Annotated in this window: 15 protein-coding genes; 3 read left to right on the top strand and 12 right to left on the bottom strand. The window is 63.5% G+C overall.

Annotated features, from left to right (window positions below):
• Positions 1–60 precede the first annotated feature (60 nt).
• The gene (locus tag AC5IJH_RS06430; protein WP_491901984.1) at positions 61–1,296 is read left to right on the top strand and encodes a c-type cytochrome; all 1,236 of its coding nucleotides are present in this window, start codon (positions 61–63) and stop codon (positions 1,294–1,296) included.
• 6 nt (positions 1,297–1,302) lie between these two features.
• Here the strand turns inward: AC5IJH_RS06430 and AC5IJH_RS06425 are convergent, their stop codons facing one another.
• Positions 1,303–3,114 carry an ABC-F family ATP-binding cassette domain-containing protein gene (locus AC5IJH_RS06425; RefSeq protein ID WP_491901983.1) on the bottom strand — a complete coding sequence of 604 codons (1,812 nt, stop codon included), beginning with the start codon at positions 3,112–3,114 and terminating at the stop codon, positions 1,303–1,305.
• A gap of 214 nt (positions 3,115–3,328) precedes the next feature.
• Between AC5IJH_RS06425 and AC5IJH_RS06420 the strand changes: the two genes are divergently transcribed.
• The gene (locus AC5IJH_RS06420) at positions 3,329–4,444 is read left to right on the top strand and encodes a carboxypeptidase-like regulatory domain-containing protein (protein WP_491901982.1); all 1,116 of its coding nucleotides are present in this window, start codon (positions 3,329–3,331) and stop codon (positions 4,442–4,444) included.
• A gap of 49 nt (positions 4,445–4,493) precedes the next feature.
• Here the strand turns inward: AC5IJH_RS06420 and AC5IJH_RS06415 are convergent, their stop codons facing one another.
• The 11 genes from AC5IJH_RS06415 to AC5IJH_RS06365 form a co-directional block, all read right to left on the bottom strand.
• The gene (locus AC5IJH_RS06415; protein ID WP_491901981.1) at positions 4,494–6,104 is read right to left on the bottom strand and encodes an ABC-F family ATP-binding cassette domain-containing protein; all 1,611 of its coding nucleotides are present in this window, start codon (positions 6,102–6,104) and stop codon (positions 4,494–4,496) included.
• Positions 6,105–6,183: 79 nt separating this feature from the next.
• Positions 6,184–8,112 (bottom strand): ferrous iron transport protein B, encoded by a 1,929-nt coding sequence (gene feoB, locus AC5IJH_RS06410; protein ID WP_491901980.1) that lies wholly within the window; start codon positions 8,110–8,112, stop codon positions 6,184–6,186.
• Complete coding sequence (locus AC5IJH_RS06405) at positions 8,109–8,387, bottom strand: FeoA family protein (protein ID WP_491901979.1); 279 nt, start codon at positions 8,385–8,387, stop codon at positions 8,109–8,111. Before AC5IJH_RS06405 ends, feoB begins: the two co-directional genes overlap by 4 nt.
• A 74-nt stretch (positions 8,388–8,461) precedes the next feature.
• Positions 8,462–8,992: a GNAT family N-acetyltransferase gene (locus tag AC5IJH_RS06400; protein ID WP_491901978.1), complete on the bottom strand. Its 531-nt coding sequence runs from the start codon at positions 8,990–8,992 to the stop codon at positions 8,462–8,464.
• A complete protein-coding gene (argH, locus tag AC5IJH_RS06395) occupies positions 8,979–10,403 on the bottom strand; it encodes an argininosuccinate lyase (protein WP_491901977.1) in 1,425 nt (474 codons plus the stop codon). Before argH ends, AC5IJH_RS06400 begins: the two co-directional genes overlap by 14 nt.
• A complete protein-coding gene (locus AC5IJH_RS06390; RefSeq protein WP_491901976.1) occupies positions 10,400–11,614 on the bottom strand; it encodes an argininosuccinate synthase in 1,215 nt (404 codons plus the stop codon). Before AC5IJH_RS06390 ends, argH begins: the two co-directional genes overlap by 4 nt.
• A 53-nt stretch (positions 11,615–11,667) precedes the next feature.
• Positions 11,668–12,735, bottom strand: a complete 1,068-nt coding sequence (gene argF / locus AC5IJH_RS06385) for an ornithine carbamoyltransferase (RefSeq protein ID WP_491901975.1) — start codon at positions 12,733–12,735, stop codon at positions 11,668–11,670.
• Positions 12,725–14,014, bottom strand: coding sequence for an aspartate aminotransferase family protein (locus AC5IJH_RS06380; protein ID WP_491901974.1), 1,290 nt, complete (start codon positions 14,012–14,014; stop codon positions 12,725–12,727). The genes argF and AC5IJH_RS06380 overlap by 11 nt, the downstream gene beginning before the upstream one ends.
• Complete coding sequence (gene argB / locus AC5IJH_RS06375; protein WP_491901973.1) at positions 14,011–14,793, bottom strand: acetylglutamate kinase; 783 nt, start codon at positions 14,791–14,793, stop codon at positions 14,011–14,013. Before argB ends, AC5IJH_RS06380 begins: the two co-directional genes overlap by 4 nt.
• Positions 14,790–15,851: an N-acetyl-gamma-glutamyl-phosphate reductase gene (argC, locus tag AC5IJH_RS06370; RefSeq protein WP_491901972.1), complete on the bottom strand. Its 1,062-nt coding sequence runs from the start codon at positions 15,849–15,851 to the stop codon at positions 14,790–14,792. Before argC ends, argB begins: the two co-directional genes overlap by 4 nt.
• Complete coding sequence (locus tag AC5IJH_RS06365) at positions 15,851–16,303, bottom strand: arginine repressor (protein WP_491901971.1); 453 nt, start codon at positions 16,301–16,303, stop codon at positions 15,851–15,853. The genes argC and AC5IJH_RS06365 overlap by 1 nt, the downstream gene beginning before the upstream one ends.
• Before the next feature lie 315 nt (positions 16,304–16,618).
• Between AC5IJH_RS06365 and AC5IJH_RS06360 the strand changes: the two genes are divergently transcribed.
• Positions 16,619–16,939 (top strand): hypothetical protein, encoded by a 321-nt coding sequence (locus AC5IJH_RS06360; RefSeq protein ID WP_491901970.1) that lies wholly within the window; start codon positions 16,619–16,621, stop codon positions 16,937–16,939.
• Positions 16,940–17,004 lie beyond the last annotated feature (65 nt).

Here is a 17,004-nt window from a genome sequence, read left to right as displayed (position 1 = left end):
GAATGGACCGTCGGCACACTGCGGCACAACCCCATGCGCACCGACTGTATCCTCACAGGTGTGAAGAATCGAGTCCTGGGCGTCCTGGCCGCTCTGATGTCAATGGGCTGCGCTGGGAGCATGGTGGCCACCGGGCAGGCAGCAGGAACATATGCTTCGGTCGCCCCGATCCTGCAGCATCAATGCGCAAGCTGCCACAGTCCGCAGGGCGGCGCTCCCTTCGATCTGCAGAGCTACGACGATGCCAAGCAGTGGAGCGGGCAGATCCTGGAAGTGACGCAGAGCCGCTACATGCCGCCATGGCTTCCCGCCCCAGGCAAGGGTGAGTTTGTTGGTGAGCGGCGGCTCAGCGATCAGGAGCTCGCGGCCATCCGCGCCTGGGTCAGCGCAGGCGCTCCGGGTGGCGCGGCCGCGCCGAGTTCTCCCGCCGCAGCTCCGGCTAGCGAATGGACGCTCGGGTCGCCGGACACCATTCTGACCAGCGCGGCTCCCGTCAGCGTTCCGGGCAGCGGCACGGATATCTTTATGACCGTCTCCCTGCCGGCCGGCGCTGCGCAGGGGCACCGTCTGCGCGCGATTGCAATCCGGCCCAGTGAGCCGCAAGCGGTCCGCGGCGTCCTGCTGACATTCGATCCGACCGGCACGGCAGTGCAGGACCCCGGCAGTCTTGAGCCGCCGGTTGCGAACATGTCAGGAAATGCCGGCTTGATCTTCTGGCAGCCCGGAACAGCACCTGTCGAGCTGCATGCGGGCGAACAGTGGCCGGTTACGGCGAAGACGAACCTGCTCCTGCAGGCTCACCTGAAGACGACGGGGCGCACCGTCGATCTGAAGTTCCAAGTGGGGCTCTACTATGAGCGCGGCGCGACCCGCCCACCGGCAACAGCGCACGTGGTCCGCTACGAGCACAAGGGCGCGATCAATTTGCCGACCGGTGCGGCGACGACCACGCTCGAGGACAGCGTGCCGCTGACTGCGGCCATGCAGGTGACCGCAATCTACCCGCGTGCGCACTTCCTGGCACGCAGCTTCGATGTCTACGCCACCACGTCTGCGGGGCGGCAGATCTGGCTGCTTTCGATTCCACGCTGGGATCCAGACTGGGTGGAGGTCTATCGCTATAAGCAACCAGTGCAGTTGCCGAAAGGCGCAACACTGCACTGGCGCGTCGTGTACGACAACTCGTCGGAGAATCCGCACAACCCGAGCGATCCGCCTGAGACCGTTCATGGCGGCCCTGGCGCAAAAGACGAGGCGGACGCGGTGCTGCTCGAAACTCGGGGCAGCACGCGTTAGCGAGACTTAGCCGTTGAGCTTGGCTTCGAGTTCCATCCAGCGTTCCAGCAGTGCGTCGTGATTCGCCTGGGCATTGGCCAGCCGCTCCAACGCGCGTTGCAGCGCAACCGCATCGCTCGCGTTGGTTGGATCGTTTACCTCGATCTCAGCCTGACTCAGCGCTGCATCCGCTTCGGCAATGCGCGCTTCGATCGTCTCGTAATCACGCCCTTCGATGTACGAGAGCTTCTTGCGCGCGGGGGCGGCGGACCCTGGCTGCGTCGATAGGCCTGTGGCCGACTTGCCCTGCGATCCGCGAGAGCGCTCCTGTTCGTCGCGCCACTCCTCCCACTGCCGGTAGTCCGCGAACTGTCCGGCATTGCCGAGCCCGTCCAGCCCCAGCACAACCGTTGATACGCGGTCGAGCAGGTAGCGATCGTGTGTGACTAGCACCAGCGCGCCGCGGAACTCGAGCAGGCTCTCCTCGAGAATCTCGAGGGTTGGGATGTCGAGATCGTTGGTCGGCTCGTCGAGCAGCAGCAGGTCGGCGGGTTCGAGCATGAGACGCGCCATGAGCACGCGTGCGCGCTCGCCGCCAGAGAGTGCACTGACCGGCTGATGCAACTGTTCACCCGTGAAGAGGAAACGCGAGGCCCACGATGCGACGTGGATGACGCGATCCTGGTAGACGACCGAGTCGCTATCCGGCGCAAGAGCGCGGCGCAGCGTCAGGTTGGGCTCGAGCACCCGGTTCTGGTCGAAGTAGACGATGCGCAGTGCGTTCGCTCGCTGCAGGCTGCCACTCGTGGCTTCGATCTCACCGCGAAGCAGCCGCAGCAGCGTGGTCTTGCCGCTGCCATTCGGACCCACGAGGCCGACGCGTGTGCCGGCTGTGAGCGGAAACGTCAGATCGCGAAACAGCGTGCGCTCGCCGACGCTGTAACTGACGCGATCGAGCGTCACCAACCGCTTCGATTCGCGGCCGCTCGCGGTGAACTCGATATCGGTGGTGGCCGTGCGATTGCGCGCGCTGACTTCGTTCAGTTCAGCGATCATGGCGTGCGCTGAATCGATGCGCGCCTTTGCCTTGGTCGCGCGTGCCTTGGGCCCACGGCGCAGCCAGGCGATCTCGGTACGCACGCGGCCTTCAAGCGCCTCCTGCCGTCGCTGCTGAGCTTCGAGGAAGGCCTCCTTCTCTTCGAGGAAGTGGCTGTAGTTGCCCTCGGCCCGCAGGAGGCCGTTCGGGTACGCGGGATTGATCTCAACAATGTCCGACGCAACCGACTCGAGGAAGTACCGATCGTGGCTAATCGTGACCGAGGCGAAGCTCGCATCGGCGAGCAGGCCCTCCAGCCACTCGATGCCTTCGAGATCCAGATGATTCGTCGGCTCATCGAGCAGCAGGACATCCGGCGCGGTTGCGAGAGCGCTGACGATGGCGAGCCGCTTGCGCCAGCCACCCGAGAGCAAGACAGCCTCAGCCGTGAAGTCGGTAAACCCGGCGCGGCCCAGCGTCTCGCGAATCAGGCGCTCCCGCTCTGCCGCCGGTACAGCCGCGGCGCGCACCGCGTCCTCGACGATCGACCACACGGTCTGCCCAGAGCGGTACGCGGAGACCTGCTCCACGTAGCTGATTCGAGTACGTTTGCGCGAAACGACCTCGCCCTCGTCCGGGTCTACCTCGCCCGCGAGGATGCGCAGCAGTGTCGATTTGCCTGCGCCGTTTGGTCCAATAAGGCCAATGCGCGCGCCCTCCTCGACCGTGAACGACAGTGAGCGGAACAGCGGCCGGGCGCCGAAGGCCTTCTGAATGGATTGAGCATTGAGCAACGGTGGCATAGATAGAAACACCAGATTACGGCAGGTTGAGAGGGAATCCCTATCGCAACCGCTCCCCGTCAGCGACATCTTGCACGCATTCTCGCGGTATTCACATCCCGCTTGACCTGCCTGGCGAATCGTGACCTTTTGCATCGAGTGGGCGTCTGAACCGCATCTAGATGGTGACTCGATGGAGCCCCTACTGACACATGCTGAGAAACATGGACCGGCGATGACAGGCAACCGAAGCCTTTCGTTCTGCGTCTCGGCAGCGCTGGTGTTCGGTCTTGGACTCGCGCATGCCCAGCCCGCGGGGCCATCCGTCAGGGCATCGCTCACGCTGCCGGACGCTCCCGAGCCAGCACAGGCGGGCGGTGATGCGGCCGGAACGGCAACAATCTCCGGTCGCGTCACGGATATGAGCGGAGCGCCGCTCGAGGGCGCGTCGGTAAAGCTGACATCGGCAGTCATGCCTGAGCGCACGCTCGTCTCGGACGAGCAGGGGTACTTCACGTTTCGCTATCTTGTCCCCGGAACCTACTCCCTTGTAGTCAGCCTCACGGGCCTGCAGAGCTACCAGAACGCGAATGTGGTGCTCGGGGCAAATCAGGCGCTGACTCTGCACCCGATTCCGCTCGCGGTGACCGGCACCAGCTCCGTCGTGCACGTAACCGCGACCCCAACCGAGGTGGCAGACGCGCAGATCGATGAACAGGTGCACCAGCGCCTGCTTGGTGTGATCCCGAACTTTTACACCAGCTATATCTGGGACGCGGCGCCACTCGACCGCTCTCAGAAGTTCAGACTCGCCGCCCACTCCGTGCTGGACCCTGTGACCTTCCTGACCACAGGCCTCGCTGCCGCAGGGCAGCAGTACGTAAATGCCTACGGTCAGTACGGCAGCGGCTTTCAGGGCTATGCGAAGCGCTATGGCGCTGACTACGCGGATCTCACGATCAGCCGCATGCTTTCAAGCGCGATTCTGCCATCGCTCTTTCATGAGGACCCGCGCTATTTCTACAAAGGGGCAGGTACGATCCGGCAGCGCACCCTCTATGCGGTTGAGAGAAGTGTGATCACACGCGACGATCACAGACATGACCACTTCGGCTACTCGCGCGTTCTCGGGTACTTCGGCGCGGGCGCGATCTCGAACGCCTACCATCCGTCGAACGACCGCGGAGTCGGGCTGACGCTGAGCAACTCCGCGATCGCGATCGGCGGCAGCGCGATCGACAACCTGTTTCGTGAGTTCCTCTGGCGCAAGCTGACAAAGAATGTGCCTGCCGGTGAGAACGGCGAGGCCTCGGCTCCCACGACGGTACCTGCATCCGCTCCAAAACACTGAGGCCCGGCTGGTAAGCCGGGCCTCAGTGGCTTCTCATTGCAGAGATGCGTTACTTGCTCACCGCTGCCGTGGCGGCCTGGTATTCCTCGTACGGGCCCTTGAAGTCTTCGATCCCTGAGCCATCGAAGTGCCAGATGCGCGTCGCGACTTCGTCGATGAGGTCGTGGTCGTGCGTAATCAGCAGGACCGTGCCCTCGTAACGCTGGAGTGCGATGTTCAGCGCGTTGATCGATTCCAGGTCGAGGTGATTGGTCGGTTCGTCGAGTGCGAGAATGTTCGGCTTCTGCATCATCATGCGACAGAAGAGAAGGCGTGCTGCCTCGCCGCCGGAGAGCGCATCGGTGGGTTTCAGGCCCTCTTCACCGCGGAAGAGCATCTGGCCGAGGATGCCGCGTATGTCTTCCTTGCTCGCCTGCGGATCGAAGTTATGCAGCCACTCCGCTACCGTGGTGCCCTTATCGATCATGCCGGAGACATCCTGCGGGAAGTAGCCGACCTGCGCCTCGTGGCCCCACTTCACGGTGCCGCCGTCCGGGCGAAAATCCTTTTCGACCAGATCGGGCAGGCCGGAGAGCAGTGACTTGAGCAGCGTGGTCTTGCCGAGACCGTTACGACCCATGAGGCAGATCTTCTCGCCGCGCATCGCCGAGCCGCTGAAGCCGCGGATCACTGCCTCGTCGCCGTAGCTCTTCTTCACTGAGTCGAATTCGAGCACATGCTTACCCGACGGGCGCAGCATGTCGAACCGGATGAAAGGGCGCGCGATGTTCGAGCGCGCGAGTTCCGTGGTCTGCAGCCGCTCGACTTCCTTCTTGCGCGACGTGACCTGGCTCGACCGCGTACCGGCGGAAAAGCGCGCGATGAATTCGTTCAGCTGCGAGATCTTCTTCTCGCGCTGCTCATTCTGCGATTCAAGCCGCGAGCGGATCTGCGTCTTCGCCACGACCATGTCATCGTAGCCGCCGGTGTAGGTGATGATCGTCTCGTAGTCGATGTCGGCGATGTGGGTGCAGACACTGTTCAGGAAGTGCCGATCGTGCGAGATGGTGATCAGCGTGCCTTCGAAATGCAGAAGGAAGTCCTGCAGCCAGTGGATCGAATCGAGATCGAGGTAGTTCGTTGGCTCGTCCAGCAGCAGTGCCTGCGGCTTGCCGAACAGTGCCTGCGCCAGCAGCACACGCACCTTCTGCCCGCCCTGCAACTCGCCCATCCGGCGCTCGTGCAGTTCGTCGGGGATGTCGAGACCCTGCAGCAGGATTGCCGCATCGCTTTCAGCGGTGTAGCCATCCTCTTCCCCGACCGTGCCTTCGAGCTCGCCCAGCCGCATGCCGTCTTCATCGGTCATCTCGGGCTTCGAGTAGATAGCCTCGCGCTCCTCGAGCGCCGCCCATAGGCCCTTATTGCCCATGATGACCGTGTCGATCACGCGGTACGCGTCGAATGCGTACTGATCCTGGCGCAGCACCGAGATCTTCTTCGGGCGCACCACCGTGCCCTTCTGCGCGTCGATGTCTCCAGCGAGGACCTTCATGAAGGTGGATTTGCCGGAGCCATTGGGCCCGGTCAGGCCGTAGCGGCGACCAGGGATGAAGTTGATGGTGACGTCGTCGAACAGGACCTTTGCGCCGTAGCGCATGCTCACATTGTTTACAGAAATCATCGTGCGGACTCAGTCTCTATTGTCGCAGATAGGCGCGGGTACGAGCTTATCTGCCGGTGATGCGCCCCAGAGCAGCGCGTTACAGCAGCCGCGAGAGCACCTGATTCGTGATCAGGGCCGCGACGTACGCGAGCGTGCTCATGTAGCAGAACTGGATGATGGGCCAGCGCAGGCTATTGGTCTCGCGCCGGACCACGGCAAGGGTTGACGTGCACTGCATCGCGAAGGCGAAGAAGACGACGAGTGCGATGGCGCCGCCGATCGTCATGTCATGTCGGAGGGCTGCCTGCAGGCTCAGCGCCTGCGTGTTGGGGTCGACGCCGTAGAGCGTGCCCAGCGTGCCTACGATCACTTCACGCGCGATGATCGAGCTGAGCAGACCGATGCCGATCTTCCAGTTGAAGCCGAGCGGCCGCAGAACTGGCTCCACAAAATGACCGATGCGGCCGATGACGCTCGCGGACAGATCCGCCATGCTGCCGCCGTGCAGTGGCAGCACGCTCAGGACCCAGAGCACGAAGCTGACCGCAAGGATGATCGTCCCGGCCTTTTTGAGGAAGAGCGCGCTGCGGTCGTAGAGGCGCAGCCCCAACGACCGCACCGTGGGCCAGCGGTACTGTGGCAATTCGAGAACAAAAGGTGATGACGACGCCTTGAGGACCGAAGACTTCAGCAACTTCGCCGTGAGCAGCGCTGCCAGGAACCCGAGCACATAGAGCGAGAGCATGACGCAGGCACGCATGCCGATCAGGTGGCCGATCACGGGCCGGTTCGGCACGAAGGCGGCGATGATGAGCGTGTAGATGGGCAGGCGCGCGGAGCAGGTCATGAACGGGGCGACCAGGATGGTGGCCAGGCGATCGCGCTTGTTCTCGATCGTGCGCGTCGCCATGATGGCCGGCACGGCGCACGCGTAGGCCGAGAGCAGGGGAATGAAGGCCTTGCCATTCAGCCCGATAGAGCGCATGAGGCGATCGGCGATCAGGGCCGCGCGCGCCAAATAGCCTGAGTCTTCGAGGACGCCAATGAAGAGGAACAACAGCAGAATCTGCGGCAGGAAGACGAGCACCGCCTGCACGCCATGCCAGATGCCGTCGCGCAGCATGGCCTGCAGCCAGGGGATTGGGATGAGGCTGGTGAGCCGAGCGCCGAGATCGGTCAGCCCGTCGCCCATCCAGTCGCTGAGCGGCTGGCCGATGGTGAAGACCACCTGGAAAACCGTGACCACGACCGCGAGGAAGATCAGCGGGCCCCAGACACGGTGTAGCAGCACTGAGTCCAGCCGGCGTGTCCACAACGGGGACGCGGGCGCCTTGTATTTGGTGCGTGTGCTGACCTGCGCAGCCCAGCGGCGGCATTCGCCGGGATTTTGCAGAACCGGCAGCTCGATCGGCAGCACAGGCAACGTTCTAGCTGTCTCTGGATGTTGCGTGCCGTGCTGGAGCAGAAAACGCTCGATAGCCTCGATACCCGTGCCGCGGGCGGCACTGATCAGCGCGACGGGCCGCCCCAGCTCTTGGGCCAGTGCCAGCGGATCGACAGCGCCCCCACGCGCCTCCATCAGGTCTGCCATGTTCAGCAGCACCATGGTCGGCAGCCCAAGCGCGAGAATCGGACCGGCCAGCATCAGCTGACGATTCAGGTTGAGAGCATCGAGCACGAGCAGCACGGCATCGGGCCGCGGCGTGCCGGGCATCTCGCCTTTCAGCACATCGACGGCAACGCGCGCATCTTCCGAGTAGCCGGCCAGGCTGTAGATGCCCGGCAGGTCGATCAATGTGAGGTCATTGCGCTTGATGCCGCTCATCCGGCCGGAGCGCTGCTCGACCGTGACGCCGGGGTAGTTTGCGACCTTCTGCCGCAATCCGGTCAGACGATTGAAGAGCGTCGATTTGCCGCTGTTCGGCGGCCCGATCAGCGCGATATTGCGGAAGCGGCCCCTCTGCCCGGGCTTGGCAGGGGTCTCTTCGAGAACGGCAGCGGATGGAGTCGGGGTGTGGCAACTCATGGGTACACCGTCGATCCGGCCGGCGTCGAGGCGCGATGCACACGGATGTGGCGGGCCGTCTCGCGGCGAAGCGCGATCTCCGCGCCCAGCACGCGATAAACCGTGGGATCACCCGCTGGAGCGCGTCGCAGCACTTCAATGATTGCTTCCGGCAGAAAGCCAAGGTGCATCAGGTGGTCACCCACCTGGTCGGGCAGATCGACCGTTGCGATCACGACAGAATCACCCACCGCGATCTCACTCAGGGCCACCGCAGGCTCCACTTCGGCAGACATTACGCTCCAAAGGCGACCGATGCAGTCGCATATCTACACAGTACAACCTTCGGTACACGGAACGCAAAGTTCAGCTAGGGTGCGCTGCGTGCCAGCTGAACAAGTTGTTCGACCGGTTCGCGAGGTCCCAGGATCGAAACGTCGGGCAAAACACCATGCGCCATCGCGACTTCATCGCAGGCGTGAATGCGCGGACAGGCCTGGCAATCCTTGTAAATCTTGTCTGGCAGCGCGGCACGATCCTCGACTGCGAAGAAACCAGAGTTGGCGAAGAACTGCGGGATACGCGTGAACAGGCAGACGCAGCCCACGCCGTGCTGCTCGGCCTCGTCCAGCAGCGCCTGGATCAGGTGCTGGCCGCGGCCGCAGCCCTTCCACTCCGGACGGACGACGATGGAGCGCACCTCGGCGAGATGTGGGCCATAGAGGTGCAGAGCACCGCAACCCTGGAACTCCCCCGACGGTGACTCGGCCACCGTGAAGTCGCGGATGTTCTCGCAGATCTCCGCATAAGAGCGACTGAGCAGCGTGCCGTCGCCGGAGAGGCTGTTGACCAGGGCGTGGATCTTTTCGGCGTCCTGCAGGCGAGCTTTACGAACCGGCACGAACTGCCTCCAAGTCCGAAGCAACGGAGGCGCCGAACCGCTTGCGTGCGGCAGAGAGCGCCTCCTGCACGCGGGCCCGCGCCGTGCCGCCGATCACATCGTGGCAGTCGATCGTCGCCTCGAGCGTGAGCGCCGCGTACACATCTGCCTCAAACGCCGGGGATAGCTGCTGCAACTCCGGCAGCGGCAACTCTTCAAGCTCACAGCTGCGATCGAGAGCGACGCGGACCGCCTGCCCGACAATGTGGTGCGCCGTGCGAAAGGGTATACCGCGGTGTGCGAGATAGGTTGCTGCCGCCATGGCGTTCAGGTAGCCACGAGTTGCCTTTGCGCGCAAGACTTCCAGGTGAAAGCTCAAGCTGCGGGTGAAGTCAGGAACCAGCTCAAGAGCGGGCAGCAAGCCCGCAACGGCGCCGAAGAGTGAAGGCTGCAGGTCCTGAAGATCTTTGTTGTAGGCAAGCGGCAGTCCCTTCATCTGCACCTCGGCCGCGTACGCGGCACCGAGGACGCGACCTGCGCGGCCGCGCAGCAACTCCGTGAAGTCTGGATTGAGCTTCTGCGGCATCGCGCTCGAGCCGGTGGAGAAGCGCTCCGGCAAGATCACGAAGCCAAACTCTGCGGTGGCGAACAGCGTGACCTCCTCGGCGAACCGGCTGAGGTGCAGGGCCACGATCGAGAGCGCCTGCAGAAATTCAATGACGAAGTCACGATCGCTGGTCGCGTCCATCGAGTTGGTGGTCGGCGCGGTGAAGCCAAGCTCGCCGGCGGCGATGGTTCGGTCGAGCGCAAGTGTCGCACCGGCGACGGCACCAGACCCGAGCGGGCAGAGGTTGAGGCGTGCGGATAGATCGGCGAGTCGGCTGATGTCGCGCTCGATCATGGCAACGTAGGCGAGCAGCCAGTGCGCGACGAGCACTGGCTCCGCACGCTGCAGGTGCGTGTAGGCGGGCATCGCGGCATCGCCCGCTGCGTCAGCCTGATCGAGCAGCGCAACTGCCCATTGGTGCAGGTGGTCGCTCGCCGCCGCCCCCTGCTCGCGGACGTAGAGACGGAGGTCGGTCGCGATCTGCTCGTTGCGGCTGCGACCGGTGTGCAGCTTGAGTCCAAGGTCGCCGACACGCGCCGTAAGCTCGAGCTCGACAAAGTGGTGCACGTCTTCAGCGCGCTTGTCGGAGGCAAGTGCTGCGCGAGCGGCATCGTGCCAGTGCTCAGCGAGGATCGCGTCGAGCGCATCGCGTAGTGATGAAACCTCTGAAACCGTTAGCAGCCCCGCTGCACCCAGCATGCTGGCATGCGCTTTGCTGGCAGCGACCTCGTGCGGGAGGAGCTGCCAGTCAAAGGGAAAGGAGCGCTGCCACTCCTCGAACCGTGGATCCAGTGGCTCGCGGAAACGGCCTGACCACATCTTCACTTCACAACCTCTTTCTGCTTTTCGAGCAGCCGGGCCCGCGTGCGCGCAGGCAGGCCAAGGATCTGGATAAAGCCCTTCGCATCCTTCTGGTCGTAGCTCTCGCCCATGGTGAAGGAGGAGAGATCGGTTGAGTAGAGCGAGAGCGGCGACTGCCGGCTGACGATATTCAGGTTGCCCTTGTAAAGGGAGAGTGTGACCGTTCCAGTGACGTTCTGTTGCGTGTTGGTGACGAACGCGTCAAAGGCTTCGCGCAGCGGCGTGAACCAGAGGCCGTTGTAGACCAGGTCAGCGTACCGCAACGCGACATGCTGCTTATAGTGCGACAGATCGCGATCGAGCGTGAGTGCCTCGAGCTCGCGATGCGCAGCAACGACCAGCGTCCCGCCAGGCGTCTCGTAGCAGCCGCGGCTCTTCATGCCGACGAAGCGATTCTCCACCAGGTCAATGCGGCCGATCGCATTGCGCGCGCCGATCTCGTTCAGCAGCTCGATCAACTGCACCGGCGGAAGCGCCATACCGTCCACGGAGACTGGTACTCCGCGCTGAAAGCCGATAGTGACCTGCTCTTCGCGGTCGGGGGCTTCCTGGGGCGAGCGCGTCATCGTCCACGTCGTCGACAGCGGCGCGTTGCCGGCGTCTTCGAGTTCGCCGCCCTCATGGCTCACGTGCCACAGGTTGCGGTCACGCGAATGGATCTTCTCGCGGCTGGCCGTCACCGAGATACCGTGCGCCTCGGCGTAGTCGAGGCAGTCTTCGCGGCTCTTCAGTGTCCACTCGCGCCACGGTGCGATCACCTTCAGCTCCGGGGCGAGCGCCTGGTAGGCGTGCTCAAAGCGCACCTGGTCATTGCCCTTGCCAGTGCAGCCATGCGCGACGGCACGGGCGCCTTCTGCGAGCGCGACCTCGACTTGGTGCTTGGCGATCACGGGACGGGCAATCGAGGTGCCAAGCAGGTACTTGTTTTCGTACACGGCGCCGGCCTGGACGGTGGGGAAGACGTACTCGCGCACGAACTCTTCGCGTAGATCGCGTACCACGACCTTCTTCGCGCCGGTCTTCTTCGCCTTCTCAACGACCGCGTCGATGTCTTCGCCCTGGCCGACGTCGGCAACCATGGCGATAACGTCCATCCCGTAGTTTTCATTCAGCCACGGAATGATGATCGATGTATCGAGTCCACCCGAGTATGCAAGCACAACCTTGTCTGCCATGGAATGCTGTCTCCTCTTGCGCGATTCACGCGCATAGTGTGTGTCTGCTTTGGTTACTTAATGGCGAGCGCGCGGCGGCGTGCGGCCTTGGGCGGCTTGCGCTGCTCGGGTGTGACGGAGGCGCCGAGCAGCATCAGCAGGACGGCCTTCTGCGCGTGCATGCGATTTTCCGCCTGGTCGAAGACGATGGACTGCGGTCCATCAAGCACCTGGTCGGTGACCTCGGCATTGCGGTGCGCCGGCAGGCAGTGCAGAAAGACGGCGTGCTGGGCCGCCCGCGCCATCAGCGTCTCGTTCACCTGGTAGGGCTTGAAGATAGGAGCGCGCTTGGTCGCTTCATGTTCGAAGCCCATGCTGGTGCAGACATCGGTGTAGATCGCGTCTGCTCCAGTGACCGCAGCCTGCGCGTCCTCCATCAGCGTGAGCGAGCCGCCGACCTCACTGAGGATCGCATTGGCCCTGGCGACAATCTCCGTCTTTGGCCCGTAGTTCTTCGGGGTAGCGACGACGCAGTTGGCGCCGAGCAGCGCGGCTGTGAGCATCAGCGAGTGGCAGACATTGTTGCCGTCGCCGACGTAGACGAACTTCAGCCCGCGGACCGTGCCGAACTTTTCTTCGAGGGTCATGAAGTCGGCGAGCGCCTGGCAAGGGTGCTCGAGGTCGCTGAGCGCGTTGATGACGGGCACGCGTGCATGCTGCGCCATTTCGGTGATCGTCTCGTGCGCGTAGGTGCGCAGCACGATGCCGTCGGACCAGCGCTCCACATTGCGTGAGATATCGCTCAATGATTCGCGCTCGCCGAGCGGCGACTGTGTCTGGTCGACGAAGATGGCGTTACCGCCCAGCGTGTTCATCGCTGCTTCAAAGGTGAGCCGGGTGCGTAGCGAAGCCTTCTCGAAGAACATGATGAGCTGCTTGGCATCAAGCGCATGGCGGTAGTCACGCGGTCGCGCCTTAACCGCGTGTGCCAGCTTGAGCAGCGCAGCGATCTCGCCAGATGAGAGATCGGCGATCGAGCAGAGGTCGGCGCCGGCAAGCGAGCGAGCCGCGAGGGCGAACGGCCCGGAGGCGCCACTGCGGCGGGAGACAGCAGGCTTTAGTAGGTAAGGATTAGCGGCCAAGGGAGCTACCTCCAGTGAGGTGTGGTTCGTGTACGTGCTGGTGAAGAATGTCGTCGAGTGCAGCCACGGCGAGGTCAACGTCGCCAGCGGAGAGAATGTATGGGGGCAGAAAGCGCAGCACCGTATCACTGGTGCGGTTCAGCAGGATGCGTCGTTCGAGCATGGCCGCCGCAACCGATTTCGCTGTGTCAGCCGACCGCAACTCGAGAGCCAGCATCAAGCCAATCCCGCGCGCTTCGACCACAAGCTGCGGATACTTGCCGGCGAGCGTGGTGAGCGCTTCATGGAAGTACGTGCCAACAGCGGTGACATGATCGAGCAGGTTGTCCTGCTCGATGGTATCGATGACGGCGAGCGCGACAGCGCACGCCAGTGGACCGCCGCCAAATGTGGTGCCGTGCAGGCCCGGCTGCATTGCGGCGGCGACCGCCTCGGTGCAGAGCATCGCGCCGAGTGGCAGCCCGCCCGCCAGCGGCTTGGCCAGGGTGGTGATGTCCGGCTTGACGCCATGGTGCTGATACGCGCACCAGCGTCCGGTGCGCCCAAGGCCGGACTGAATCTCATCGACGATCAGCAATGCGCCAGTGGAGCGAGTGAGCTCACGTGCTGTGTCGATGAAGTCCTGCGAGACGGGGCGAATGCCGCCCTCGCCCTGAATCGCTTCGACGCAGATTGCACAGTAGTCGTTGTTGAAGGCGGCACGCAGCGCTGCGACATCGTTGAATGGGACGAAATCGACACCGGGCATGACAGGCATGAACGGAGTGCGGTAGCGCTCCTTCTCCGTCGTTGCAACCGAGCCCATGGTGCGGCCATGAAAGCTGTGATCGAAGCAGAGAAACTTCGTGCCCAAGGTGCGGCCGTGCTCGCGTTCGTGCCCGGCATAGAGCCGGGCCAGCTTCAGCGCTGCCTCCCACGCTTCGGTGCCGCTGTTGGTGAAGAACACGCGATCGAGCTCGGTCATCTTAGTCAGCCGCGCCGCGAGCGCAGCCTGCCCCGGGTGGAAATAGAGGTTCGAGATATGCAGAAGCTTCGTGCTCTGCGCAACGATCGCCTGCTCGATCGCCCGGTGCCCGTAACCGAGCGCGTTGACGCCGATCCCGCTTAGCAGATCGAGATAGCGGCGGCCGTGCTCGTCGATCAGGGACACGCCTTCGCCGCGGACGAAGAGCAGGGGATTGCGCTCATACGTGGGCAGCAGCAGGCGCGCCTCAGCGGCCTGCAACGATGCGAGTTCGCTGGTGCCCAGTGCTGTCTCGGGAGTGGTGAGGGTTGTCATGCGACCAGCACCTCCGTGCCGTGAGTAACGCGGGTTTGCAGCAGATCGGGCATGGACGAAGCAGCATCGGCGGGAAGAATGCGCACGCGCTTCACGCCATGCAGCAGTGCCTCGCGGCACGCGCCCAGTTTCGGCAGCATGCCGCCGGTGATGACAGCGTCGCGTGTGAGCGGCGCAATCTGATCGACAGAGAGCCAGCGCATCACTTCGCCGTCTGCGCCGCGCACGCCCGGCACATCGGTGAGGAAGACCAGCGCATCCGCATGTGCGGCAACCGCGCAGGCAGCGGCCATCTCATCGGCGTTGATGTTGTAGTACTCACCGTCGAAGCCGAGCGCAAGCGACGAGAGCACGGGCACCGCGCCCATCGCCCAGATTGCTTCAAGCCAGCGTGGATCGGAGGAGACGATCTCGCCGACAAAGCCGAGGTCCGGTGCCGTGCGCTTCTTGCGCGCACGAAAGATCAGGCCGTCTCCGCCGGACAGGCCGACTGCCGGCTGCCCGAGCGAGCCGAGTGCGGCGACGAGCGCCTTATTCACACGGCCAGCGAGCACCATCAGCGCGGTGTCACGCGTCTCCGCGTCGGTGATGCGCAGGCCGGCGATAAATTCGCTCTGCTTGCCCAGTGCCTTCAGGGTGCGGGTCAGCGCGACTCCGCCTCCGTGAACGACAGCGACCTGGTGACCGTCTCGCACCATCTCGACGATCGCGCGCGCGCAGCCTGCAAGTGTCGCTGCATTCTCGAGCGTGGCACCGCCCAGCTTGATCACATATCTCATAGCAGTCCTTCCGTCTCTGGCCATCCGCGGACTACGTTCAGGTTCTGCACTGCCTGGCTGGCAGCACCCTTCAGCAGGTTGTCGAGGCAACTGATGACGGTGCATCGTCGTCTGTTGGGTGCGAGCGCGAAGCCGATATCGCAGAAGCTGGTGCGCACCACGTGCTGGATCTGCGGCAGATCGCCGGCAGCACGCACCCGCACCATGGGGCTGTCGGCATAGAACGCGCGAAAGCACGCCTCGATCTCGGCCGCCGTGTGCGGCTCCTCGAACGCGACGTAGCAGCTCGCAAGTATGCCGCGCGGGATCGGCAGCAGGTGTGGCGTAAAGGTGATCGCGTCAGCAGCGAGCCCCAGCTGCTCGAGCAATTCACCCGTGTGGCGATGCTGGTATGGCGCATAGGCCGAAAGATTGTCGGCTGCGTACATGAAGTGCGTCTTTGCCGTGGGCTCCTTGCCTGCACCCGAGACGCCGGACTTCGCATCCGCCACGATGCCGCGCTCGACATCAACCCAATCGGCGGCGAGCAACGGTTTCAGCGCGAGGGTGACCGCAGTCGCATAGCAGCCGGGATTCGCAATCAGCTTGGCTCGTGAGATATCCGCACGGTGCAACTCAGGCAGTCCATAAATGGCGTGCTGCTGCGTCGATGCGGCAGCTGGTGTGCCCTCGTCACTGAATTTGTAGACTGCGCGGTTGGCAGGCTCATCCAGCCGCCATGCGCCACTCAGGTCGATGACTGTGAGTCCGCGCTCGAGCGCAATTGGCGCAAGATGCCGCGACTGCTCGTGCGGTGTCGCGAGGAACAGGACATCAGTCTTCTGCGTCTGCAGCAGATCCCACGAGAACGGCTCGATGCAGAGCTGCTCACGCGAGAGCCCCGCAAGCTGCGGGTGCACTGCGGTCAGCGACTCACGTGCCGAGCCCTCGCGTCCCAGGAAGAGCGGCGTCGCGCCAAGTCGCGGGTGCGCGAGCAGCAGACGCCCGAGCTCTGCGCCCGCATAGCCGGTGACACCGAGCACTGCAGCCTGTGTCGCGTTCTTAGGGGTGAGGGCCATCAGCCGATCAGCTCCTCGACACGCGTCCGCAGGGCAGAGGCGCTGCGCGTATCCGGGCAGATCACGAGCACCGTATTGTCGCCCGCGATGGTGCCGATGACCTCCGGCCACTCTTCATCGTCGATACCGGCGGCCACTGGCTGCGCGCCGCCTTGGGTCGTGATCACGACAAGTTGGTTCATCGCCTGGCGCACGCGCAGGCCGAAGTTGCGCAGCAGGTCGCCCACGTCCGGCAGGTCCTCATCTTCCTCTGCCACCGCGACAGCTGTATTCGGCAACTGGTACCCGCCCGGCCCCTTGTACAGACGCAGCGCATGCAGGTCGCGTGACAGCGTCGCCTGCGTCACATCGTGTCCGCGCTTGACCAGCAGGCGGCGCAGCTCATCCTGGCTCGTGATCGAGCGGTTCGTCACGAGCTGGCGAATGGCGGTGTGCCGGTCCTGTTTCGTCATGGCGCAGAGGTCCTTTGCTTTTGCAAAGCAAAAGGCCGCACCGGGAAAGGGGAGGCGCCGGGCGGCCAATTGCATAACTATGCATCACTATGTATAAATATGCAGCCACTCTCTGTCAAGTGAAAGGGCGCAAATTTCGCACCGGCGTGCTCTCCTGCGAACGAAGATGGTCGACGCTGCCGTTCGCGCTTCATCGTTGATTCGGCAGTCGTGCGCACGTATGATCAAGCCGTTTTGACGAGCAGCGATGCGAAGATCTATTTGGCGAGACACGTCGCTCACCAAGCGACTCTTGATCACATTTCGCTCAGTTCCTTGGAGCAGCGCATGATGTACTTCTCGGAAAGCGATTCTGCTTCTTGCGCCGACCCCGTTCGACTCCATCAGGAATTCGAATCTTGCTGCGACACTGACGAGTACGAGAAAAAGCTATCGACACTCCTTCGCCGCGCTCATGACCGGCTGATATTGGAAGACCCCAACTCGGGCCGCGTCTGGAACAACGCGATTGCAGAACTCGAATCTGGTGATCACTACCTTTTGGTTCTGTGGCACATGGCATATCCGCCAACCATCTTCACGTGGATTTCCAGATGGCTTGGCTACGCCGCTCGATTGGCAAAGAAGCGCGTTTGATCCGCACCGCGGGCGCACGTATGATTCGTCTCGTTTGCAAGATGCGCTTTCGAGAGGAGCTCTGA

The organism is Candidatus Dedyshia acidiphila (genome assembly GCF_051025295.1).
Lineage (GTDB): Bacteria > Acidobacteriota > Terriglobia > Terriglobales > Acidobacteriaceae > KBS-83.
This window is presented reverse-complemented; position numbering and strand designations above follow the sequence as displayed.